This window comes from Halomonas ventosae (assembly GCF_004361885.1).
In the GTDB taxonomy this organism is placed as follows: domain Bacteria; phylum Pseudomonadota; class Gammaproteobacteria; order Pseudomonadales; family Halomonadaceae; genus Halomonas; species Halomonas ventosae_C.
The window spans coordinates 1-20,119 of record NZ_SNWH01000032.1; the positions used below are offsets into that span (position 1 = coordinate 1).

The window sequence follows — 20,119 nt, forward strand, 5'->3', positions numbered from 1 at the left end:
GAGGGCTTAATCGTTCTTCGTGAACCGCCGTGGTACGGAACCGTATGCCCGGTGGTGTGAGAGGACGGGGGAGGCGACTCCCCCTCCTACTCGATGCGTGGCCTCCGCTGGGTACGGTTTTAGCCTACGCTGGGAAGAGCGGGTTACCGCTACCAAGGAGAGGAACGACATGAACGACATCACCAAGCTACTGGGCAGCGAGGCCGACAGCCTGCTGGGCCACGTCTGCCGTGGTGTGCCTGCCGAGGCGATTCACCCGCCCGGGGCGGACTTCGTCGACCGGGTGATGGCCCAGAGCGACCGTCGTCCCAACGTGCTGCGCAGCATGCAGGCGCTCTTCGATCAAGGCCGCCTGGCGGGTACTGGCTATCTCAGCATCCTGCCGGTGGACCAGGGCATCGAGCACTCGGCGGGGGCCTCCTTCGCGCCGAATCCGCGCTACTTCGACCCGGCCAACATCGTCGAGCTGGCCATCGAGGGCGGCTGCAACGCCGTGGCCTCGACCCTCGGCGGGCTGGCCAGCGTGGCGCGCCGTTACGCCCACCGCATCCCCATGATTCTCAAGCTCAATCACAACGAGACGCTAAGCTATCCGGTGATCTACGACCAGACGCTGTTCGCCCAGGTCGAGCAGGCCTTCGAGATGGGCTGCGTGGCGGTGGGGGCGACCATCTACTTCGGTTCCCACGAGAGCCGTCGCCAGATCATGGAGATCAGCGAGGCCTTCGAGCGCGCCCACGAGCTGGGCATGGTCACGGTGCTCTGGGCCTACCTGCGCAATCCGGATTTCAAGCAGGACGGAACCGACTACCATGTGGCCGCCGACCTGACCGGCCAGGCCAACCATCTGGCGGCGACCCTCAAGGCCGATATCGTCAAGCAGAAGCTGCCCGAGATCAACGGCGGCTACCGCGACATCGGTTTCGGCCACACCCATGCCAAGGTCTACGATGAGCTGACCTCGGACCACCCCATTGATCTGACGCGCTACCAGGTGGCCAACTGCTATCTGGGGCGTGCCGGGTTGATCAACTCCGGCGGTGGCTCCAAGGGCGCCTCCGATCTCGGGGAGGCGGTGCGCACCGCGGTGATCAACAAGCGTGCCGGGGGCATGGGGCTGATCTCCGGGCGCAAGGCGTTCCAGAAGCCCATGGCCGAGGGCGTCACGCTGCTCAACGCCATCCAGGACGTCTACCTGTCACCGGAAGTGACCCTCGCCTGACACGATGGTGCCACCAACGCAAGCGGGCCCGGTATTTGCCGGGCCCGCTTGCATCAGCAACACGCCTGTTTGCCGAGATCAGTCCAGCAGGGCCGTGGCCTCGGCGACCACGCGCTCCACAGTGAAGCCGAAGTGCTTGAACAGGTCGCCGGCCGGGGCGGATTCGCCGAAGGTGGTCATGCCGACGATGGCGCCGTTTAGGCCCACGTACTTGTACCAGAAATCGCGATGGCCGGCCTCGACGGCCAGGCGCGCGGTGACGGCGGCGGGCAGCACGGCTTCGCGGTACTCGGCATCCTGGCGGTCAAAGAGATCGGTGGAGGGCATGGAGACCACGCGCACGGCACGACCCTGGGCTTCGAGCTCGGCGGCGGCGTCCATGGCCAGGCCGACCTCGGAGCCGGTGGCGATCAGGATCAGCTCGGGCGTGACATCCCCGCCCTTGAGGGGACTCTCTTTCAGTACATAGCCACCCCGCTGGATATCGGCCAGCTGCTGCTTGCTGCGTGCCTGGTGGGGCAGCCCCTGGCGCGAGAAGACCAGCGCGGTGGGGCCGGAACGGCGCTTGATGGCGGCGTCCCAGGCGGCAGCAGTCTCCACCGCATCGCAGGGGCGCCAGGTGGCCAGGTTGGGGGTGGAGCGCAGAGTGGTCAGCTGCTCGATGGGCTGGTGGGTGGGACCATCCTCGCCCAGCCCGATGGAGTCGTGGGTGAAGACATAGATGACCTGCTTGCCCATCAGCGCTGCCATGCGCACGCTGTTGCGCATGTACTCCGAGAAGATCAGGAAGGTGGCCCCAAAGGGCACGAAGCCGCCATGCAGCACGATGCCGTTCATGATCGCACCCATACCGAACTCGCGCACGCCGTAGTGCAGGTAGTTGCCCGCCGGGGCGTCGGGAGTGATCGCCTGGGCGCCCTGCCAGAAGGTCAGGTTGGAGGGCGCCAGGTCTGCGCTGCCGCCGAGCAGCTCGGGCATCTGTGGGCCTAGCTGATCGAGGCAGGCCAGGGACGCCTTGCGGCTGGCGACGCTCTCGCCCTTCGCCTGGGCCTTTTCGACCATCGCCTCGCTGGTCAGCTCCATCGGCAGCTCGCCCTTGAGGCGGCGCTGGAGCTCCCTGGCCTCCTCGGGGAAGGCCTCGGCGTAGCGCGCGAAGCGCTCCTGCCAGGCGTCCTGGCGGGCCTGGCCGGCCTCGGTGGCATCCCAGCCGCGGTAGATCTCTTCGGGCACATGGAATGGCGCGTGAGGCCAGTTGAGCTGCTTGCGGGCGGCGGCCACTTCCTCGTCGCCGAGCGCGGCGCCGTGGCACTCCTCCTTGCCCTGCTTGTTGGGCGCCCCGAAGCCGATGATGGTCTTGCAGATGATCAGGCTGGGCCTGTCGTCGTGGCTGCGCGCCAGCTCGATGGCGGCCTTGATCTCCTCGGGCTTGTGGCCGTCGACGTTGGGCACCACGTGCCAGCCGTAGGCCTCGAAGCGCTTGGCGGTGTCGTCGGTGAACCAGCCCTCGACCTCGCCGTCGATGGAGATGCCGTTGTCGTCATAGAAGGTGATTAGCTTGCCGAGCTGTTGGGTGCCGGCCAGCGAAGCGACCTCGTGGGAGATGCCCTCCATCAGGCAGCCGTCGCCGACGACGCACCAGGTGTGGTGGTCGACGACGTTGTGGCCGGGGCGGTTGAACTGGGCCGCCAGGGTGCGCTCGGCCAGCGCCATGCCCACGGCGTTACCCAGGCCTTGGCCGAGCGGGCCGGTGGTGGTCTCCACGCCTGGCGCATAGCCGTATTCCGGATGGCCGGCGGTCTTGGCGTGCAGCTGGCGGAAGTTCTGCAACTCTTCGAGGCTGAGCTCATAGCCGGTCAGATGCAGCAGGGCGTAGAGCAGCATGGAACCGTGGCCGTTGGAGAGCACGAAGCGGTCGCGATTCGGCCACTGCGGGTCGGCCGGGTTGTGGACGAGATAGTCGTTCCACAGCACTTCGGCGACGTCGGCTAGCCCCATGGGGGCGCCGGGATGGCCGGAGTTGGCCTTCTGGACGGCGTCCATGGACAGCGCGCGTATGGCATTGGCCAGTTCGAATCGTGACGGCATGGTGGTGGGCTCCTCGCCTGCGGCGGAAAGGTGGCAACGACACGCATGGGCCAAGGGGGTTTGGCCGGGCGTGACTTCTGGCTGGATGACTCCGCGAGATGGAGCGGCGCGGACGAATTCGGGCGGTCATTGTCGCCGACTTGACGCCCTGCATCAAATCGTGGATGCCCGGCAGGGCCGCAGCGTGTAGACTTCGCGACTGCCTATTTGACGATAAAATGAGGGCCGAGGACGCCATGAGCGAATACTCCCTGTTCACCTCCGAGTCCGTGTCCGAAGGGCATCCGGACAAGATCGCCGACCAGATCTCCGATGCGGTGCTCGACGCCATCATCGCCCGCGACAAGAACGCCAGGGTGGCCTGCGAGACGCTGGTCAAGACCGGCGTGGCGATCGTCGCCGGCGAGATCACCACCTCGGCGTGGGTCGACCTCGAGGCGCTGGTGCGCGAGGTGATCACCGGCATCGGCTACACTTCCTCGGAGGTCGGCTTCGACGGCGAGACCTGTGGCGTGCTCAACCTGATCGGCAAGCAGAGCGTGGACATTGCCCAGGGCGTCGATCGCCGCAAGCCCGAGGATCAGGGCGCCGGCGACCAGGGCCTGATGTTCGGCTATGCCACCAACGAGACCGACTCCTACATGCCGGCGCCGATCCATTACGCGCACCGGCTGGTGGAGCGCCAGGCCGAGCTGCGCAAGCATGGGCTGCTGCCCTGGCTGCGCCCCGACGCCAAGAGCCAGCTGACCTTCCGCTACGACGAGCTGGGCCAGCCCTGCGCCGTGGACGCCGTGGTGCTCTCCACCCAGCACGACCCGGAGATCGACCAGGTGGAGCTGCGCAAGATGGTCCGCCGCGAGATCATCGAGCAGGTGATCCCCGCCGAGTGGCTGACCACGACCACCAAGTACCACATCAATCCCACCGGCAAGTTCGTGATCGGCGGCCCGGTGGGCGACTGCGGTTTGACTGGGCGCAAGATCATCGTCGACACCTATGGCGGCATGGCGCGCCACGGCGGCGGTGCCTTCTCGGGCAAGGATCCCTCCAAGGTCGATCGCAGCGCCGCCTATGCCGGCCGCTACGTGGCCAAGAACCTGGTCGCTGCGGGACTCGCCGACAAGTGCGAGGTCCAGGTCTCCTACGCCATCGGCGTGGCCCAGCCCACCTCGGTCTCGGTCAATACCTTCGGTACCGGCCGGGTGGGCGACGCACGGATCATCGAGCTGGTGCGCGAACACTTTGACCTGCGGCCCAACGCCATCACCCGCATGCTCGACCTGCTGCATCCCATGTATCAGCTGACTGCGGCCTACGGCCACTTCGGTCGCGAGCCTTTCGAGACTTCCTATAGCTGGATCGATACCCAGGGCGAGTCTCACACCGAGACCTTCACGGCCTTCCCCTGGGAGAAGACCGACCGCGCCCATGCCCTGCGCCAGGCGGCCGGCGTCGTGTAGGCGATCGCCTACAGGCGATGTCAGGCCCCGCTGGCAGCGCCACGCGGGGCCTGTTGCTATTATGGTCAGGGCAAGCCCTTACGTGGGAGCCGCCCTCGATGTCTCGCTACCTGTCCGGCTGGCTGCTGGTCCTCGCCGTTGTGCTCATTCCCTCCCTGGCCCTGGCCCAGGCCTGTCCCGAGTGGTCCGTGGTGCGGGCCGGGCGTGAGCTCAGCGCCCTGTCCGAGCGGCTGGCCGGGTGGGACGATGCCTATTACCGCCAGGGCCAGTCGCCCATTTCCGATGCCCTTTATGACCAGGCGCGGGCGCGGCTGGCAGCCTGGCAGCGTTGCTTCCCCGGTGTTGTCCAGGGAGTCGCCGCCGATGACGCGCGACCGGCCGGTCCGCTGCGCCATCCCGTCGCCCAGACCGGGCTCGCCAAGCTCGAGGGCGAGGCCGCGGTGCGTCGCTGGCTGGTACGGCGTGGCGAGGTCTGGGTGCAGCCCAAGGTGGATGGCGTCGCGGTGACCCTGGTCTACGAGCAGGGGCACCTGGTGCGCGCGGTGAGCCGTGGAGACGGGCAGTATGGCCAGGACTGGACGTCGGCGGCACGTCGCATCCCGGCGATCCCCACGTGGCTGCCGGAGGCCATCGATGCGATCCTGCAGGGCGAGCTTCACCTGCGCCTGGTGGATCATGTCCAGGCCGAGGCGGGCACCGCCGGGGCGCGCAGCGCGGTCATCGGACTGCTGGCCCGCGAGTCGCTGGACATTGAGGCGGCGCGCCGCATCGGGTTGTTCGTGTGGGACTGGCCGGATGGTCCGGCCACCATGGGCGAGCGGCTCGCGGGGCTCAAGCGCCTGGGCTTCGGTGAAGCCGTCGCCCTGACCCGGGCGGTGACGAGCCTGGCGGAGGTGGTGCGCTGGCGGGAGGACTGGTACCGCGGCCCGCTGCCCTTCGCCACCGATGGGGTGGTGCTGCGCCAGGGTGGCCGCCCGCCGGGATCGGCTTGGGAGGCCGAGCCGCCGAACTGGGCCGCGGCCTGGAAGCATCCACCTCGCGAGGCTCTGGCCGAGGTGCGTGACGTCGCGTTCCGTATCGGTCGTACCGGGCGCATCACGCCGTTGCTGCACTTGCGTCCGGTCGAGCTGGGAGGCCGGACGATCCGTCGTGTCGGCCTGGGCTCGCTGGCCCGCTGGCAAGCGCTGGACTTGCGTCCCGGCGATCAGGTGGTTATCGCCCTGGCCGGCCTGACGATTCCCCGGCTGGAGCGCGTGGCCTGGCGCGCCGCCGAGCGACCGGTGATCGTCCCGCCCGACCCGGCGGCCTACCACGCGCTGAGCTGTCTGCGTCTGTCGCCGGGCTGCCAGGCGCAATTCGTCGAGCGCCTGGCCTGGCTGGGTGGGCCGCAGGGGCTCGACATGGCCGGCGTAGGCCAGGGCACCTGGCAGGCGCTGGTCGAGGCGGGGCTGGTCTCGGGCCTGCTGGACTGGCGGGCCCTGGACGAGCAGGCATTGCGCCGCGCCCACGGCATCGGCGAGGTGCGTGCCAGGACGCTGGTGGCCGCCTTCGCGGCGACGCGGGAGGCCAGTTTTTCCCGCTGGCTGCAGGCACTGGGCGCACCACCCGGCGTGGAGGCCACCCTGCCGGCAGACTGGGCAACGCTGAGCGGCCTTGGCCGCGGCGATTGGGCGGCATTGCCCGGAGTCGGCCCCACGCGGGCCCAGGCCCAGGTCGACTTTTTCACCCATCCCCAGGTGAAGATCCTGGCCCGGCGACTGGGAGAGGCCGGCATCGAGGGTTTCTAGGCCTGGGTTGCTTGTCCCGAATCGTGCTGACTGTCTATAGTAGGGGGTCATGTTTTTCGTCCTGACCCCCTGCTTTTCGTGCTGAACAAGAGGTGTTGCTCGATGAACCACCCCGCCGTTTCCGCTCCCGTGACCACCGACTGCAAGGTCGCCGACCTGGCGCTTGCCGACTGGGGGCGTCGCGAGATCCGCATCGCCGAGACCGAGATGCCCGCGCTGATGACGATCCGCGCCAAATATCGGGACGCACAGCCACTGGCCGGCGCGCGCATCGCCGGCTGCATCCACATGACCATCCAGACCGCGGTGCTGATCGAGACGCTGATCGACCTCGGAGCCACGGTGCGCTGGTCGTCCTGCAACATCTTCTCCACCCAGGACCATGCGGCGGCCGCCATCGCCGCCGCGGGCATCCCGGTGTTCGCCTGGAAGGGCGAAAGCGAGGAGGAGTTCTGGTGGTGCATCGAGCAGACCGTGGCAGGCCCCGAGGGCTGGACGCCCAACCTGGTGCTCGATGACGGCGGCGACCTGACGGCGCTGCTCCACGAGAAGCGTCCCGAACTGCTGGATGCCATCCACGGCATCTCCGAGGAGACCACCACCGGGGTGCATCGCCTGCAGGAGATGCTGCGCGACGGCCAGCTCAAGGTGCCGGCGATCAACGTCAACGATGCCGTTACCAAGTCGAAGAACGACAACAAGTATGGCTGCCGCCACTCGCTCAACGATGCCATCAAGCGTGCCACCGACCATCTGCTGGCCGGCAAGCAGGCGCTGGTGGTGGGCTATGGCGACGTGGGCAAGGGGTCGGCCGCCTCGCTGCGCCAGGAGGGCATGATCGTGCGCATCGTGGAGATCGACCCGATCTGTGCCATGCAGGCCTGCATGGACGGCTTCGAGGTGGTCTCGCCCTACCGGGCGGGGGTCAACCGCGGCCTGGAGAGCATCGACCGGGAGCTGATGTCGCGAATCGACCTGGTGGTGACCGCTACCGGTAACATCCACGCCTGCGACGCCGCCATGCTCCAGGCGCTCAAGCCGGGAGCGGTGGTCTGCAACATCGGCCACTTCGACAGCGAGATCGATACCGCCTACATGCGTCGCCACTGGCACTGGGAGGAGGTGAAGCCTCAAGTGCATCAGATCTATCGCGACAGCAAGCCGGGCACGTTCGACCCCGATAGCCGCGACTACCTGATCCTGCTCTCCGAGGGCCGCCTGGTAAACCTGGGTAACGCCACCGGGCATCCCTCCCGGGTGATGGACGGCTCCTTCGCCAACCAGGTGCTGGCGCAGATCCACCTCTTCGAGGGCCGTTTCGCCGAGTTGCCCGAGGGCGACCGGCGCGATGCCCTCGGCGTGACGGTGCTGCCGCGCCACCTCGACGAGGAGGTGGCCCGTTACATGGTGCAGGGCTTCGGCGGGGTGGTCACGCGCCTGACCGAGGAGCAGGCCGACTACACTGGTGTCGCCGTCGATGGACCCTACAAGCCGGACGCCTACCGCTACTAACGCTATGTTGCTGAGCATGGCTGTCATAAATAGATCGATCGCTCAAGGCTGATCCGGCGGTAAGCTCCGGGGTGCCGGACCATCGAGGAGGCGCTGTGAATACCTCCCTGTAAACTACCGACGCCATCCATGGCGTAGGATCTCCTCTTGGGCTTGCCCCCGGCGCCTCTCGCTGTGCGTGATCAGGAGAACTCAGTTACAGCCCGGTCAGGCGCACCGCCAGCGTCAGGTAGAACGGGATCAGCAGCGGGGCGGCCAGGGTGGTGATCAGCACCGCCAGGGCGCCCTTCTCCGGGGCGATGCCGAGTTCCATGGCCACCACCACCACGTTGGCGGCCATCGGCACCACGCCGATCAGCAGCAGCGCCAGGGCCAGCTCTCCCGGCAGCAAAAAGAGCGCCTGCAGGCCCAGCACCGCAGCCAGCGACAGCAACGGCCAGAGGCCGTAGCGAATCGCCACGCAGGCGCCGATAAAGCGCCAGTCCAGTTGACGAATGGTCACCCGGGCGAGCGTCATGCCGATGATCATCATGCCGAGCAGGGTGTAGGTCGCCGGGAAGGCGGCCAGCCCCTGCATCACCGCGCCTGGCACCTCGAGCCTCAGGCCGCTCACCAGCAGGGCGGCGAGGAAGGCATAGACCAGCGGCAGCCGGGCGATCTTGACCAGGCTCTGGCGTACTGAAAACTGCCCTCGGGCGCTCAAGTAGAAGCCCACCGTGAACTCGTAGAGGGTCACCCCCAGCACGCAGAAGAGGTAGAGCGTCACCCCCTGGGGCGGCAGCAGCACCAGCGCCACCGGCAGGCCGAAGTAGCCGGTGTTGCCGGTGCCGGCGGAGAAGGCCAGCAGGGCGCTCTCTGGCGGGGCGAAGCTGTGTCTTGCCAGTCGGTGGACGACCACGGCGATCAGGCTGGCCAGTACGAACAGCGCCGCGGTGAGCAGCAGGTAGCCCGGCGTAGGGCCACCCAGGACCAGGCCGCGGAAGAAGGTCAGCGGGGCGACCAGGTAGATCAGCAGGGTGGCGACGGGGCGCGGGTCCACCGCCAGCCGGCGGGCGGCCAGCCAACCCAGGCCGATATAGGCGAGCAGGGTCCAGAGCGGGCCCATCAGGGTGCCGGGGTCGATCGGGGTCATGTCCTTCCCTGGGTTATGGCGGCCCTGGTGCCGCTTCTGCATGAGCAGGATTGATGCAGCGTCGCGTATCTTTCATTGGTCGGCAGCACAGCCAGCCGTCAGAATAGCCACAATATGCATCATTTTCATGAGGTAAGCCGATGAGCACGCAGGAACACCCGCTGGGGATCAGCTTCGAGTTCTTTCCGCCCAACACCGACGCCGGGCGCGAGAAGCTGGTCGGCGTTCGCGATGCCCTGGCCAGCCGCGCGCCGCGCTTCTTCTCGGTTACCTACGGTGCCGGGGGCTCCACCCAGGACCGCACCCTGAACACCGTGCGCATGGTGCGCGAGTCCGGTTTCACCACCGCGCCACACCTTTCCTGCATCGGCAGCGACAAGGGCGCGCTGCGCGAGCTGCTCTCGCGCTACCGGGAGGAGGGGATCGACAGCCTGGTGGCCCTGCGCGGCGACCTGCCCTCCGGCATGGGCGGGGGCGGCGTCGGCCAGCTGCGCTACGCCAACGAGCTGGTTGAGTTCATCCGCGAGGAGACCGGCGACCATTTCGAGATCGCCGTGGCTGCCTACCCGGAGTCCCATCCCCAGGCGGCCAACCTCGAGCAGGACCTGTCGAACTTCGCCCGCAAGATGAAGGCCGGGGCCGACATCGCCATCACCCAGTACTTCTTCAGCGCCGAGGCCTACTTCCACTTCGTCGAGCGGGCTCGTGCCCTGGGCGTCGAGGCGCCCATCGTGCCCGGCATCATGCCGATCACCAACTACACCAAGCTGGCGCGCTTCTCGGATGCCTGCGGCGCCGAGATCCCGCGCTGGATTCGCAAGCAGCTCGAGAGCTATGGCGACGACAGCGAGGCCATTGGCGCCTTCGGCGAGGAGGTGGTGTCGCGGCTCTGCCAGCGGCTGCTCGACGGCGGGGCGCCGGGGCTGCATTTCTACACCTTGAATCAAGCGGCTCCCTGCCTGCGCATCCTCGATAACATCAGCGACTGACACGGCTCGCTACGCCACGCAACGGGCCCTGCCAATAGCGGGGCGTGTTGGCGGCGAAGCCGATGTGGTAGTACTGCTTGTAAATGAGGTTGTCGCCGTCCACCCCTGGCCATGGGCATCAGTGCCCTTTGGGGTCGAGGATCTTCACGGTCTGCAGATCGCTGTGTGCCTGCTCCTCGCGCTCGCGATTGACTCGGGTCTCGAGCTCCGGCAGGGCTGCATCCTCGATGGGCAGCTGCTCGAAGAAGTCACAGCTGACGCAGTCGCGATAGCGGATGCCGTTCTGCTCCCAGCTGCGGATACGGTCCATCTCGGCGCAGCGCGGACAGATGGCCCCGGCGATAAAGCGTTTGGTTACGGTCATGTCATCTCCACCATGGGCCGCCGAGGGAACCCGGCGGCCAAAACCTTCTCAGGCGGCACGGATGCCGCTGTGACGCAGCAGGGGCTCGACGCTGGGCTCGCGGCCGCGGAAGGCGCGGAACAGATCGGCGGCGTCGCGTGAGCCGCCGCGTTCGAGGATCTCCGTGCGAAAGCGCCGACCGGTCTCGGGGTCGAAGATACCGGCTTCTTCGAAGGCGCTCCAGGCATCCGCGGAGAGTACTTCGGCCCACTTGTAGCTGTAGTAGCCTGCCGCATAGCCGCCGGCGAAGATGTGTCCGAAGCCGTTTTGGAAGCGGTTGAAGTCAGCCCGCGGCACCACGGCGATAGCGTCGCGCACCGCGTCGAGCAGCGCCTGGATGTCGGCGGCGCTCGGCGCGGCGAGCTCACGGTGCAGGCGGAAGTCGAACAGCGAGAACTCCAGCTGGCGCACCATGCCCATGGCGGACTGGAAGTTCTTGGCCGAAAGCAGCCTCTCGAAGAGCGCCTCGGGCAGCGGCTCGCCGGTCTCCACGTGGCCGGCGATCAGGTCGAGCCCCTCGCGCTCCCAGCAGAAGTTCTCCATGAACTGGCTGGGCAGCTCGACCGCATCCCAGGCCACACCGTTGATACCGGAGATGTCGGCGACGGTCTGGCGGGTCAGCATGTGGTGCAACCCGTGGCCGAACTCGTGGAACAGCGTGGTGACCTCGTCGTGGGTCAGCAGGGCCGGCGCGTCTCCCACTGGGCGGGTGAAGTTGCAGGTCAGGTAGGCCACCGGCAGCTGCACCGCATCGCCCTCGCGGCGGCGGACCCGGCACTCGTCCATCCAGGCGCCGCCGCGCTTGCCCTCGCGGGCATAGAGGTCGAGGTAGAAGCCGGCGATGGGGGTGTCGTGCTCGAGGATGCGGAAGTAGCGCACGTCGGGGTGATAGCGCGGGGCCGTCTCGTCCTCCGCGAAGGTGACGTTGTAGAGGCGCTCGACCACCCGGAACAGGCCGTCGACCACCTGCGGTGCGGGGAAATAGGGGCGCAGCTGTTCGTCGGAGATGGCGTGGCGCGCCTCGCGCAGCTTCTCGCTGGCGAAGCCCACGTCCCAGGGCGCGAGCTCGTCCATATCGAGCTCGTCGCGGGCATAGGTCTCGAGCTCCGCATACTCCTCCCGGGCCTGGGGGACGGCGCGGGCGGCGAGGTCCTCGAGGAAGGTGACCACCTGGTCGGGCGACTCGGCCATCTTGGTGGAGAGCGAGTAGTCGGCGTAGTCGCTGAAGCCCAGCAGCTCGGCCAGCTCGTGGCGTAGCGCGAGGATCTCCTCCATCACCGGGGCGTTATCGTACTCGCCGGCGTTGGGGCCCTGGTCGGAGGCCCGGGTGACGAAGGCGGTGTAGACCTCGCGACGCAGCTCGCGGTCCTCGGCGTAGGTCATCACCGGGAAGAAGCTGGGGAAGTCCAGGGTGATGCGGTAGCCGGCCAGCCCCTTGGCCTCGGCATTGGCCCGCAGGCTGGCCAGCGCGCTCTCGGGCAGGCCGCTGAGGCGGGTCTCGTCGGCGAGGTCCAGGTGCCAGGCCTGGGTGGCGTCCAGCAACTGGTTGGAGAAGGTGTTGGAGAGCTCGGAGAGCCGTGACTTGATCTCGCCGTAGCGTCGCTTCTTCTCGGCGGGTAGGTCCACGCCGGCCAGGCGGAAGTCGCGCAGCGCGTTCTCCACGGTGCGGCGCTGCCCCTCGTCGAGGGTCTCCCAGGCGGGGCCGTCACGCAGCGCCTGCCAGGCCCGGAACAGCCCCTCGTGCTGGCCGACCCAAGTGCTGTAGTCGGAGAGTTTGCCCAGGCAAGCCTGGTAGGCTTCGCGCAGCTCGGGGTTGTTCATGGTGCCGTTGAGGTGCGAGACCGGTGACCAGGCCCGCGCCAGACGGTCATTGAGGGCTTCTAGCGGGGCAGCTAGGCTCTCCCAGCTCGGCGCGGTCGTCTCGGCATCTGCCACCAGTGCCTCGATGGCCGTGCGGTTCTCCGCCAGCAGCGTATCGATGGCCGGCACCACGTGCTCGGGGCGGATGGCATCGAAAGGAGGCAGTTCGTGGGATTCGAGCAGCGGGTTACGGGACATGCACACCTCGGGTAGAGACTAGGAATGGGTTTTACATGCGGGCGGCCGCGGCCGGTTTCAATGTGCTAGGCTTGCGCCCTTTTCAGGCTCGCGGAGTGGGTCCATGAACGAGACACTGGAGCGCTGGAGCACGCGGCGCGCCTTTATCCTGGCGGTGACCGGTGCAGCGGTAGGCTTGGGCAACATCTGGCGTTTCCCCTACATCACCGGCGAGAACGGCGGTGCCGTCTTTCTGCTGCTCTATATGGCCTTCGTGCTGCTGCTAGGGCTGCCGATGATGATGGCCGAGATCCTGATCGGCCGCGCCGGACGGCGCAGTCCCATGCAGTCGCTGGGCTATCTGGCCGGCCAGGCCGGGGCGAGCCGCCACTGGCGCTGGCTGGGACTGTTCGGCGCCTTCACGGTGTTCTGCATCCTCTCCTTCTACTCGGTGGTCTCGGGTTGGTCCATCGAATTTTTGGTGGCTGCGGTCAATGGTGACTTCGTGGGGCGCAGCGCGACGGAGATCGGCGCTGACTTCGATGCCTTCCTCGCCGACCCCGGGCGCATGACCTTCAACCATACCCTCTTCTTGATGATGACCATGCTGGTGGTTGCCGCCGGGGTGGCCAAGGGGCTTGAGAGGCTCAACAACCTGCTGATGCCGCTGCTTTACCTGCTGCTGCTGGTGCTGGCGGGCTACGCCGCCACCACCGACGGCTTCGCGCCGGCGTTGGCCTGGCTGTTTTTGCCCGACCTCGCGGCAGTGACGCCCCTGGTGATGCTGCAGGCCATGGGCCACGCCTTCTTCACCCTGGCGGTGGGCGCCTGTGCGTTGATGGCCTATGGTGCCTACATGCCTGAACACCAGAGCCTCTCCAGAGCCGTTGTCGCGGTGGCGGTGCTGGACGTCACCGTGGCTCTGCTGGCCGGTATCGCCATCTTTTCGGTAGTGTTCGCCCAAGGGCTGGATCCCGGCGAGGGGCCGGGGCTGATGTTCGTCACCCTGCCGGTGGCCTTCGCTGACCTTCCCGGAGGGCCGCTATGGCTGTCGCTGTTCTTCCTCTTGCTGCTGCTGGCCACCTGGACCTCTTCGATCAACCTGGCCGAACCGATGGTCGCCATCCTGCAGGGCTGGGGCTTGCGGCGGAAAGCGGCGGCGGCTGTGGTGGGGGTGGTGGTCTGGGCGCTGGGGATGCTCTCGGTGCTCTCGTTCTCGAGCCTGGCCGAGAGCCGAGTGTTGTTCGGCATGAACCCCTTCGAGCTGGTCAGCAGCATTCCACCCGAGGTCTTCCTGCCGCTGGGCGGGCTCTTGATCGCCATCTTCGCCGCCTGGGTAATGCCTGAGGAAACCAGCCGGCGGGCGCTGGATGCCGGCCCCAACGGCTTTCGTGTGTGGCGCGCGCTGGTGCGCTGGGTGTCGATTCCGCTGACGTTGATCGTATTGTTGGCCGGACTGATCTGAGATGCGTGAACTGGCAAGACCTGATCTGACAAGACGAGGTGAGCAATGAGCGAAACAAGCAACCTGCGACCCTGGAGGGGACAGGCGCCGCAGCTGGGCGCGCGGGTCTATATCGACCCGGCCTGCCTGGTGCTGGGCGACGTGGTGCTGGGCGACGACTGTTCGGTGTGGCCCATGGCGGTGATCCGCGGGGACATGCACCGCATCCGTATCGGCGCGCGCACCAGCGTGCAGGACGGCAGTGTGCTGCACATCACCCACGCCAGCGACTTCAATCCTGACGGCTTCGCGCTGACCATCGGCGAGGAGGTGACCATCGGCCACAAGGCGATCCTCCACGGCGCCACCCTCGGCAACCGCATCCTGGTGGGCATGGGCGCCATCGTCATGGATGGCGCCGTGGTCGAGGACGAGGTGATCATCGCCGCCGGCGCCGTGGTGACGCCGGGCAAGCACCTGGAGAGCGGCCACGTCTACGCCGGCAACCCGGCCAAGGCGCTGCGCCCACTCAAGGAGAAGGAGCGGGCCTTCTTCTCCTACACCGCCGGCAACTACGTCAGGCTCAAGGACGAATACCTGGCCGCTCAGCGGGAGTAATTTTCTAACCTGTTGTTTTTATTGTCGGGGCGCGCGATAATCTGGTCATTTATCCAGTGATCGAGGGCGCGCCCCGGCATGGCCAACTTTCGCACCCACCTTGGCGTGGCCGCCGCCGCCGGCGCCGTGCTGGCCCATGGCGGCTGGCAGGCGGGTCTCTGGAACGCCGTGGAGAGCCTGCCGCTGCTGGCGCTGGTGACCTTCGGCGGTATCCTGCCCGACATCGATGCCGACCGCTCGCGGGCGATCCGCCTGATCTTCAACCTGCTTGCTGTTCCCGCGGTGGTGGCCGGAGCCCTGATGCTGCAGTCGCGGCTGGCCACCGGCAGCCTGCTGATGGTGTGCGGGGCGATTTACCTGGGCGTGCGCTACCTGGCCGGTGCGCTGTTTGCTCGCTTCACCGTGCATCGCGGCCTCTGGCACTCATTGTTGGCGGCAGGGCTCTGTGGCCTGGTGACCACGGCGCTCAGCCACCGGCTGTTCGGCCAGACCGACCACCTGGCCTGGGCCCATGGCATGAGTCTGGCGCTGGGCTTCATGATCCACCTGCTGCTCGACGAGCTGTACAGCGTCGATCTCACCGGGGGGCGGCTCAAGCGTTCCTTCGGCACGGCCTTCAAGCCCTTCGACTGGCGCGAGCCAGGCAACTCCCTGGTGATGCTGATGGCGGCAGCGAGCCTGGCGCCCTGGCTTCCCCCCTGGTGGCCGCTGCGTGAGCTGCTGTGCCAGGGGGTCTCGCTCTGGCGATAGTCCTCGCTCTTGAGGCCATACTTCCTGAGCGTGTCGCAGAGGGCCTTGCGCGGCAGGCCACGCGGCTTGCAGGCCTCGCTCACGCGGGCCGCGGTGGCGGGCCTGCTGGGCGGCCTGTAGATGGTAAGCTCCAACTCAAGAGACGCCAGCCGCCATCGCGGCTGGTGAATCCGCTGTCGTGACATCATCGGCATGATTGAGCTCAGCGGGCGTTGGCGGGCATGGCCTGGGCGCGGCGCAGGGCGCGCTGGGCCCGGGTCTCGGCGCGCTCGACCTCGAGCAGCCCTTCTTCCACAAAGACCAGGTGCTCGTGGGCGCGGCTGCGGGCGTCCTCGGCACGACCCTCGAGGATGGCATCGAGCAGGGCGCGGTGCTGCTGCATCAGCAGCGGGCGCGATTCGGGCTTCTCAAACAGATGGGCCAGGTTGTCGACAATGCTCTTCTCCAGCAGGTGGAAGATGCCGCGGAGGGTATGCAGCAGCAACACGTTGTGGGCCGACTCGGCGATGGCCATGTGGAAGGCCGCGTCTGCGCGGGCCTCAAGCGCCGGGTCGCGGCCCTTGAAGCACGCCTCCAGTTCCTCGAAGCGTTTGATTAGCAGCGCCTTGTCGGTGGGCGTGGAACGCAGGGCGGCGTAGTAGGCGGAGATGCCCTCCATGGCATCGCGGAACTCGAGCAGGTCGAGGTGGAATTCCCCGTGTCGCGAGAGCAGCTCCAGCAGCGGGTCGCTGTAGCCGCTGTTGAGCTCCTCGCTGATGAAGGTGCCGCCGCCCTGGCGGCTGGTCAGCAGGCCCCGGGCCGACAGCTTCTGGATTGCCTCGCGCAGCGAGGGGCGCGAGACGCCGAAGCGCTCGGCCAGTTCGCGCTCCGGCGGCAGGCGCTGGCCGGGCTTGAGGCTGCCCTCGAGGATCAGCGCCTCGAGGCGCTCGGTGATGACGTCGGCAAGGCGAGGCTGGCGGACGGGCTGATAGGCCATGGTGATGGCTCCGAAGCAGGTGGTGAAAGCCGGCATCATATCGTCGTCAAATTGGTAATACCAAGCTGCCGGTCTCCAGCACCTTGTCATGGTCACAGGCAGGATAGATTTCTGCATCAGCATCAAGGTGTTGGCAGAAGCGTTGATAGACATAAACTAAAGTATGAATGGTCAGGGCTGGGAAGCGAGCGTCGAGCGTTTGACACTGCAGGCTCCGCTTCCTAGTGTGCGGCAATATTTTCGTCTAATGGGTTTTACCAATTTACCGTAGCCCGAACCAACGACTTCAGCGTAACGCTGCCGTGCCCCTGTGCTGTCCAGGATACTGCCCATGACGCCAGTCAAGTTCTATCCGTCGAAGTCGGAGAAGGTCTACTTCTTTGGTACATGTCTCGTCGACCTCTTCTATCCCCAGGCTGGCCTCGACGCTATCCGCCTGCTCGAGCGAGAGGGCATCGAGGTGCTCTTCCCCGAGGATCAGACCTGCTGCGGGCAGCCGGCCTATACCTCGGGCTATCAGCAGGAGGCCCGCGCAGTGGCGACGGCTCAGCTCGACCTCTTCCCCAAGCCCTGGCCGATCGTGGTGCCCTCCGGCTCCTGCGGCGGCATGATGCGCACCCACTATCCCCAGCTCTTTGCCGGCACTGACCGCGAGTCGCAGGCCAATGAAGTGGCCGGGCGGGTCTATGAGCTGACCGAATTTCTGGTCCACGTCTGCCACCTCAAGCTTGAGGATAGCGGCGCGCCGGAGAAGGTCGCCATGCACACCTCCTGCAGCGCCCGGCGCGAGATGGGGCTGGCCGAGGCCGGTCCCGCCCTGCTCGCCCAGCTTGGCCAGGTCGAACTGGTGGAGCAGGCGCGCGGCGCCGAGTGCTGCGGCTTCGGCGGCACCTTCGCGGTGCGCCATCCCGAGGTCTCCGCCGCCATGGTGGAGGACAAGACCACCGCCATCGCGGAGGCCGGCGCCCAGCGCTTCGTGACCTCCGACTGCGGCTGCCTGATGAACATCGGTGGGCGCTTCGAACAGCAGCACACGCCGGTCCAGGGCGAGCATATCGCCAGCTATCTGTGGCGGAGGACCTCATGAGCCTACAGAGCCACGATGTTCGACCCCAAGGCGTTCAAACCTACACGCCGCGCGAGTTCCATCACCAGGCCCACGATGCCTTGGGCAATCCGCAGATCCGCGCCAACTTCCGCAAGGCGATGGACGGCCTGATGACCAAGCGCCGCGATAGCTTTGCCGACTGGGACCTGGAGACCCTGCGCGAGCTGGGCGCCAACATCCGCCTGCGGGCACTCGCCAAGCTGCCCGACCTGCTCGAACAGCTGGAGGCCAACTGCGAGGCCAACGGCATCCGGGTGCATTGGGCCGAGGACGGCGAGCAGGCCTGCCGGATCATCCGTGAGATCTGCGAGTCCCACGACGCCCGCTCGGTGGTCAAGGGCAAGTCGATGGTCACCGAGGAGATGCACCTCAATGCGTACCTGGAGCAAGCTGGCATCGAGGCGCTGGAATCCGACCTCGGCGAATACCTGGTACAGCTCAATGAGCAGACGCCCTCGCATATCATCATGCCGGCGATCCATCTCAATACCGACGAGATCTCCGAGATCCTGCATGACAAGACCGGCACCGAGCGCACCCGCGACGTCGACACCATGACCGCGGCGGCTCGGCAGCAGCTGCGCGAGCGGTTCATGGCCGCCGACGTGGGGGTCTCCGGGGTCAACTTCGCGGTGGCCGAGACCGGCACCCTGTGCCTGGTGGAGAACGAGGGCAACGGCCGCATGACCACCACGGTGCCGCCGGTCCACATCGCCGTGACCGGTATCGAGAAGGTCGTCGAGCAGCTGCGTGACGTGCCGCCCCTCTATGCCCTACTGACCCGCTCGGCCACCGGTCAGCACGTCACCACCTACTTCAACATGATCAGCTCGCCGCGCAAGGAGGGCGAGCACGACGGGCCGAAGGAGGTCCACCTGGTGCTGGTCGACAGTGGTCGCTCCCGCATCTACCAGGACGACGAGCTGCTCGACACCCTGCGCTGCATCCGCTGCGGCGCCTGCATGAACCACTGCCCGGTCTACACCCGGGTGGGCGGGCACAGCTACGGCACCACCTACCCCGGCCCCATCGGCAGCATCCTCTCGCCCCACCTGATGGGCCTCGAGGAGACGAAGGACCTGCCCACGGCGTCGAGCCTGTGCGGCGCCTGTGGCGAGGTGTGCCCGGTGAAGATCCCGATTCCCGACCTGCTGGTGCGGCTGCGCCGCGAGTCGGTGGGCGAGGGGCGCGGCAACGTACCCGGCGCCGGCGTCAAGCGCACCCGCAAGGAGGCCGCGGCCTGGAAGGGTTTCCAGTGGCTGGCCACCCATCCCGCCGTGTGGCGTGCCGGAACCTCGGTACCCGGCAAACTCAGGGCGCTGATGCCCGCGAAGTTGGGCGTCTGGACCGACTACCGCACCGCGCCGAAGCCCGCCGGCACCACCCTGCATGCGCTGGTCAAGCGTCACCAGGCGAGCAAGAGCCATCAGCCGAACAACAAGAGCCACGAGGAGGAGCCCTGATGCGTGCCCGCGATGCCATCCTCAAGCGCCTGCGCGAACGGGCCGACGGCCCCTTGAGTGCGCCCGACAGCGACTTCGCCGTGGTGACAAACCGCGGCTGGAGTGCCGAGGAGCGTCTGGCGCGCTTCGAGCACTGGATTACCTCGGTGCATGGCGAGGTGATCCACACTCCCCACGAGACCTGGACCGATACCCTGACGAAGGTGCTCGCCGACAAAGGCATGCGACGCCTGGCGCTGGGTAAGCAGCACTCGGTGGCGGTGGAGGCGCGCCGCGCCCTGGCCGGTGCCGAGGTCGAGCTGGTCGACGTCGATCGTGATATTGAGACCTGGCAGCGCGAGCAGTTCGAGAGCGTGGATGCCGGCCTGACCTCTACCCGTGGCGCCATCGCCGAGACCGGCAGCCTGTGGCTGTGGCCGACGCCGGACGAGCCGCGCCTGATTAGCCTGGTGCCGCCGATCCATATCGCCGTGCTGGATGCCGATACCCTCGAGGACACTTTCTTCGATGTCGTCAAGGCCCATGGTTGGGCCGGCGGCATGCCCACCAACGCCCTGCTGATCTCTGGGCCCAGCAAGACCGCCGATATCGAGCAGACCCTGGCCTATGGCGTACATGGCCCCCGGGCGCTGGTGGTGCTGGTGCGCCACGCCACTACCCAGGCGGAGGGTGCCTGATGGCCACGAATATCTGGCGCGATCTCAAGGCGGTGCTGGCGACGACGGAGCGGCTGATCAATGACCCGCTGCGCACTCTGGCCTGCTTCCCGGATATGGGCGCCACCTGCCGTGCGACCATCGCTCTCAAGCGCTCGCCGGTCTCCGCCGTGGAGCTGATCGACCGGCCCATGTTGTGCTCGGTACAGGGCGAGCCGGGCATGTCTGAGGTATTGAGGACGCTGCCAAGGGAGCGGCTTGAGATGCCGGAGCCGGTCGCCTTTGCCCACGATCATCTGCTGTCCTGGCTGGTTATCACCCCACTGGATGAGCGGGTCGCCGTTCTTTCTTCATTGAGGCCTTGCACGGCCCCGGGGAAATCCGTAGAGTACGCATCCGCTGCCGGCGACGGGACAGGTTGCCGGCGGTGGAGAGGGAAAGATCAGGGGTTGACAGGCAACGCCGATCACGTAGAAT

The 20,119-nt window shown here is 67.1% G+C and carries 17 protein-coding genes; 12 read left to right on the forward strand and 5 right to left on the reverse strand.

Annotated elements, in window-relative coordinates; genetic code table 11:
* Window positions 1-169: 169 nt before the first annotated feature.
* On the forward strand, window positions 170-1,222 hold the full coding sequence (locus DFO68_RS14480) for a class I fructose-bisphosphate aldolase (RefSeq protein ID WP_133484333.1): 1,053 nt from the start codon (window positions 170-172) through the stop codon (window positions 1,220-1,222).
* Between the two features lie 78 nt (window positions 1,223-1,300).
* Here DFO68_RS14480 and tkt read toward each other — a convergent pair whose 3' ends face one another.
* The gene (tkt, locus tag DFO68_RS14485; protein WP_133484334.1) at window positions 1,301-3,307 is read right to left on the reverse strand and encodes a transketolase; all 2,007 of its coding nucleotides are present in this window, start codon (window positions 3,305-3,307) and stop codon (window positions 1,301-1,303) included.
* 236 nt (window positions 3,308-3,543) lie between these two features.
* On the opposite strand from tkt, the gene metK reads away from it, so the two are divergent.
* The 3 genes from metK (at window position 3,544) to ahcY (ending at window position 8,066) form a co-directional block, all read left to right on the forward strand.
* Window positions 3,544-4,767, forward strand: coding sequence for a methionine adenosyltransferase (gene metK / locus DFO68_RS14490; protein WP_133484335.1), 1,224 nt, complete (start codon window positions 3,544-3,546; stop codon window positions 4,765-4,767).
* Between the two features lie 98 nt (window positions 4,768-4,865).
* Window positions 4,866-6,554 carry an NAD-dependent DNA ligase LigB gene (gene ligB / locus DFO68_RS14495; RefSeq protein WP_133484336.1) on the forward strand — a complete coding sequence of 563 codons (1,689 nt, stop codon included), beginning with the start codon at window positions 4,866-4,868 and terminating at the stop codon, window positions 6,552-6,554.
* Between the two features lie 102 nt (window positions 6,555-6,656).
* Window positions 6,657-8,066, forward strand: coding sequence for an adenosylhomocysteinase (gene ahcY, locus DFO68_RS14500; protein WP_133484337.1), 1,410 nt, complete (start codon window positions 6,657-6,659; stop codon window positions 8,064-8,066).
* A gap of 196 nt (window positions 8,067-8,262) precedes the next feature.
* Here ahcY and DFO68_RS14505 read toward each other — a convergent pair whose 3' ends face one another.
* A complete protein-coding gene (locus DFO68_RS14505) occupies window positions 8,263-9,198 on the reverse strand; it encodes an AEC family transporter (protein WP_133484338.1) in 936 nt (311 codons plus the stop codon).
* Between the two features lie 140 nt (window positions 9,199-9,338).
* Between DFO68_RS14505 and metF the strand changes: the two genes are divergently transcribed.
* The gene (metF, locus tag DFO68_RS14510; protein WP_133484339.1) at window positions 9,339-10,187 is read left to right on the forward strand and encodes a methylenetetrahydrofolate reductase [NAD(P)H]; all 849 of its coding nucleotides are present in this window, start codon (window positions 9,339-9,341) and stop codon (window positions 10,185-10,187) included.
* A 118-nt stretch (window positions 10,188-10,305) separates the two neighbouring features.
* Here metF and DFO68_RS14515 read toward each other — a convergent pair whose 3' ends face one another.
* Entirely contained in the window at window positions 10,306-10,551 is a 246-nt protein-coding gene (locus DFO68_RS14515; RefSeq protein ID WP_133484340.1) for a YheV family putative zinc ribbon protein, read from the reverse strand.
* 48 nt (window positions 10,552-10,599) lie between these two features.
* Window positions 10,600-12,648 carry an oligopeptidase A gene (gene prlC / locus DFO68_RS14520; protein ID WP_133484341.1) on the reverse strand — a complete coding sequence of 683 codons (2,049 nt, stop codon included), beginning with the start codon at window positions 12,646-12,648 and terminating at the stop codon, window positions 10,600-10,602.
* Window positions 12,649-12,751: 103 nt separating this feature from the next.
* Here prlC and DFO68_RS14525 point away from each other — a divergent pair, with 103 nt between their 5' ends.
* From DFO68_RS14525 to DFO68_RS14535, 3 genes are all read left to right on the forward strand, one after another.
* Window positions 12,752-14,092, forward strand: coding sequence for a sodium-dependent transporter (locus DFO68_RS14525; protein WP_133484342.1), 1,341 nt, complete (start codon window positions 12,752-12,754; stop codon window positions 14,090-14,092).
* Between the two features lie 45 nt (window positions 14,093-14,137).
* Window positions 14,138-14,689, forward strand: a complete 552-nt coding sequence (locus DFO68_RS14530; protein WP_133484343.1) for a gamma carbonic anhydrase family protein — start codon at window positions 14,138-14,140, stop codon at window positions 14,687-14,689.
* Between the two features lie 78 nt (window positions 14,690-14,767).
* Window positions 14,768-15,439: a metal-dependent hydrolase gene (locus tag DFO68_RS14535; protein ID WP_133484344.1), complete on the forward strand. Its 672-nt coding sequence runs from the start codon at window positions 14,768-14,770 to the stop codon at window positions 15,437-15,439.
* Between the two features lie 202 nt (window positions 15,440-15,641).
* Here DFO68_RS14535 and DFO68_RS14540 read toward each other — a convergent pair whose 3' ends face one another.
* Window positions 15,642-16,415 (reverse strand): GntR family transcriptional regulator, encoded by a 774-nt coding sequence (locus tag DFO68_RS14540; RefSeq protein WP_133484345.1) that lies wholly within the window; start codon window positions 16,413-16,415, stop codon window positions 15,642-15,644.
* Between the two features lie 331 nt (window positions 16,416-16,746).
* On the opposite strand from DFO68_RS14540, the gene DFO68_RS14545 reads away from it, so the two are divergent.
* From DFO68_RS14545 to DFO68_RS14560, 4 genes are all read left to right on the forward strand, one after another.
* Window positions 16,747-17,502: a (Fe-S)-binding protein gene (locus DFO68_RS14545; RefSeq protein ID WP_133484346.1), complete on the forward strand. Its 756-nt coding sequence runs from the start codon at window positions 16,747-16,749 to the stop codon at window positions 17,500-17,502.
* The gene (locus tag DFO68_RS14550) at window positions 17,499-18,986 is read left to right on the forward strand and encodes a LutB/LldF family L-lactate oxidation iron-sulfur protein (RefSeq protein WP_133484347.1); all 1,488 of its coding nucleotides are present in this window, start codon (window positions 17,499-17,501) and stop codon (window positions 18,984-18,986) included. The genes DFO68_RS14545 and DFO68_RS14550 overlap by 4 nt, the downstream gene beginning before the upstream one ends.
* Window positions 18,986-19,663 carry a LutC/YkgG family protein gene (locus DFO68_RS14555; protein WP_133484348.1) on the forward strand — a complete coding sequence of 226 codons (678 nt, stop codon included), beginning with the start codon at window positions 18,986-18,988 and terminating at the stop codon, window positions 19,661-19,663. Before DFO68_RS14550 ends, DFO68_RS14555 begins: the two co-directional genes overlap by 1 nt.
* Window positions 19,663-20,119: hypothetical protein (locus DFO68_RS14560; RefSeq protein ID WP_208107443.1), on the forward strand; the 457-nt coding region annotated here is incomplete at its 3' end. The genes DFO68_RS14555 and DFO68_RS14560, both read left to right, overlap by 1 nt.

What these genes read in the sequence shown, in the direction of transcription:
- DFO68_RS14480 (WP_133484333.1), top strand. Translation starts at nt 170, where the DNA reads ATGAACGACATCACCAAGCTACTGGGCAGCGAGGCCGACAGCCTGCTG.
- tkt (WP_133484334.1), bottom strand. Translation starts at nt 3,307, where the DNA reads ATGCCGTCACGATTCGAACTGGCCAATGCCATACGCGCGCTGTCCATG.
- metK (WP_133484335.1), top strand. Translation starts at nt 3,544, where the DNA reads ATGAGCGAATACTCCCTGTTCACCTCCGAGTCCGTGTCCGAAGGGCAT.
- ligB (WP_133484336.1), top strand. Translation starts at nt 4,866, where the DNA reads ATGTCTCGCTACCTGTCCGGCTGGCTGCTGGTCCTCGCCGTTGTGCTC.
- ahcY (WP_133484337.1), top strand. Translation starts at nt 6,657, where the DNA reads ATGAACCACCCCGCCGTTTCCGCTCCCGTGACCACCGACTGCAAGGTC.
- DFO68_RS14505 (WP_133484338.1), bottom strand. Translation starts at nt 9,198, where the DNA reads ATGACCCCGATCGACCCCGGCACCCTGATGGGCCCGCTCTGGACCCTG.
- metF (WP_133484339.1), top strand. Translation starts at nt 9,339, where the DNA reads ATGAGCACGCAGGAACACCCGCTGGGGATCAGCTTCGAGTTCTTTCCG.
- DFO68_RS14515 (WP_133484340.1), bottom strand. Translation starts at nt 10,551, where the DNA reads ATGACCGTAACCAAACGCTTTATCGCCGGGGCCATCTGTCCGCGCTGC.
- prlC (WP_133484341.1), bottom strand. Translation starts at nt 12,648, where the DNA reads ATGTCCCGTAACCCGCTGCTCGAATCCCACGAACTGCCTCCTTTCGAT.
- DFO68_RS14525 (WP_133484342.1), top strand. Translation starts at nt 12,752, where the DNA reads ATGAACGAGACACTGGAGCGCTGGAGCACGCGGCGCGCCTTTATCCTG.
- DFO68_RS14530 (WP_133484343.1), top strand. Translation starts at nt 14,138, where the DNA reads ATGAGCGAAACAAGCAACCTGCGACCCTGGAGGGGACAGGCGCCGCAG.
- DFO68_RS14535 (WP_133484344.1), top strand. Translation starts at nt 14,768, where the DNA reads ATGGCCAACTTTCGCACCCACCTTGGCGTGGCCGCCGCCGCCGGCGCC.
- DFO68_RS14540 (WP_133484345.1), bottom strand. Translation starts at nt 16,415, where the DNA reads ATGGCCTATCAGCCCGTCCGCCAGCCTCGCCTTGCCGACGTCATCACC.
- DFO68_RS14545 (WP_133484346.1), top strand. Translation starts at nt 16,747, where the DNA reads ATGACGCCAGTCAAGTTCTATCCGTCGAAGTCGGAGAAGGTCTACTTC.
- DFO68_RS14550 (WP_133484347.1), top strand. Translation starts at nt 17,499, where the DNA reads ATGAGCCTACAGAGCCACGATGTTCGACCCCAAGGCGTTCAAACCTAC.
- DFO68_RS14555 (WP_133484348.1), top strand. Translation starts at nt 18,986, where the DNA reads ATGCGTGCCCGCGATGCCATCCTCAAGCGCCTGCGCGAACGGGCCGAC.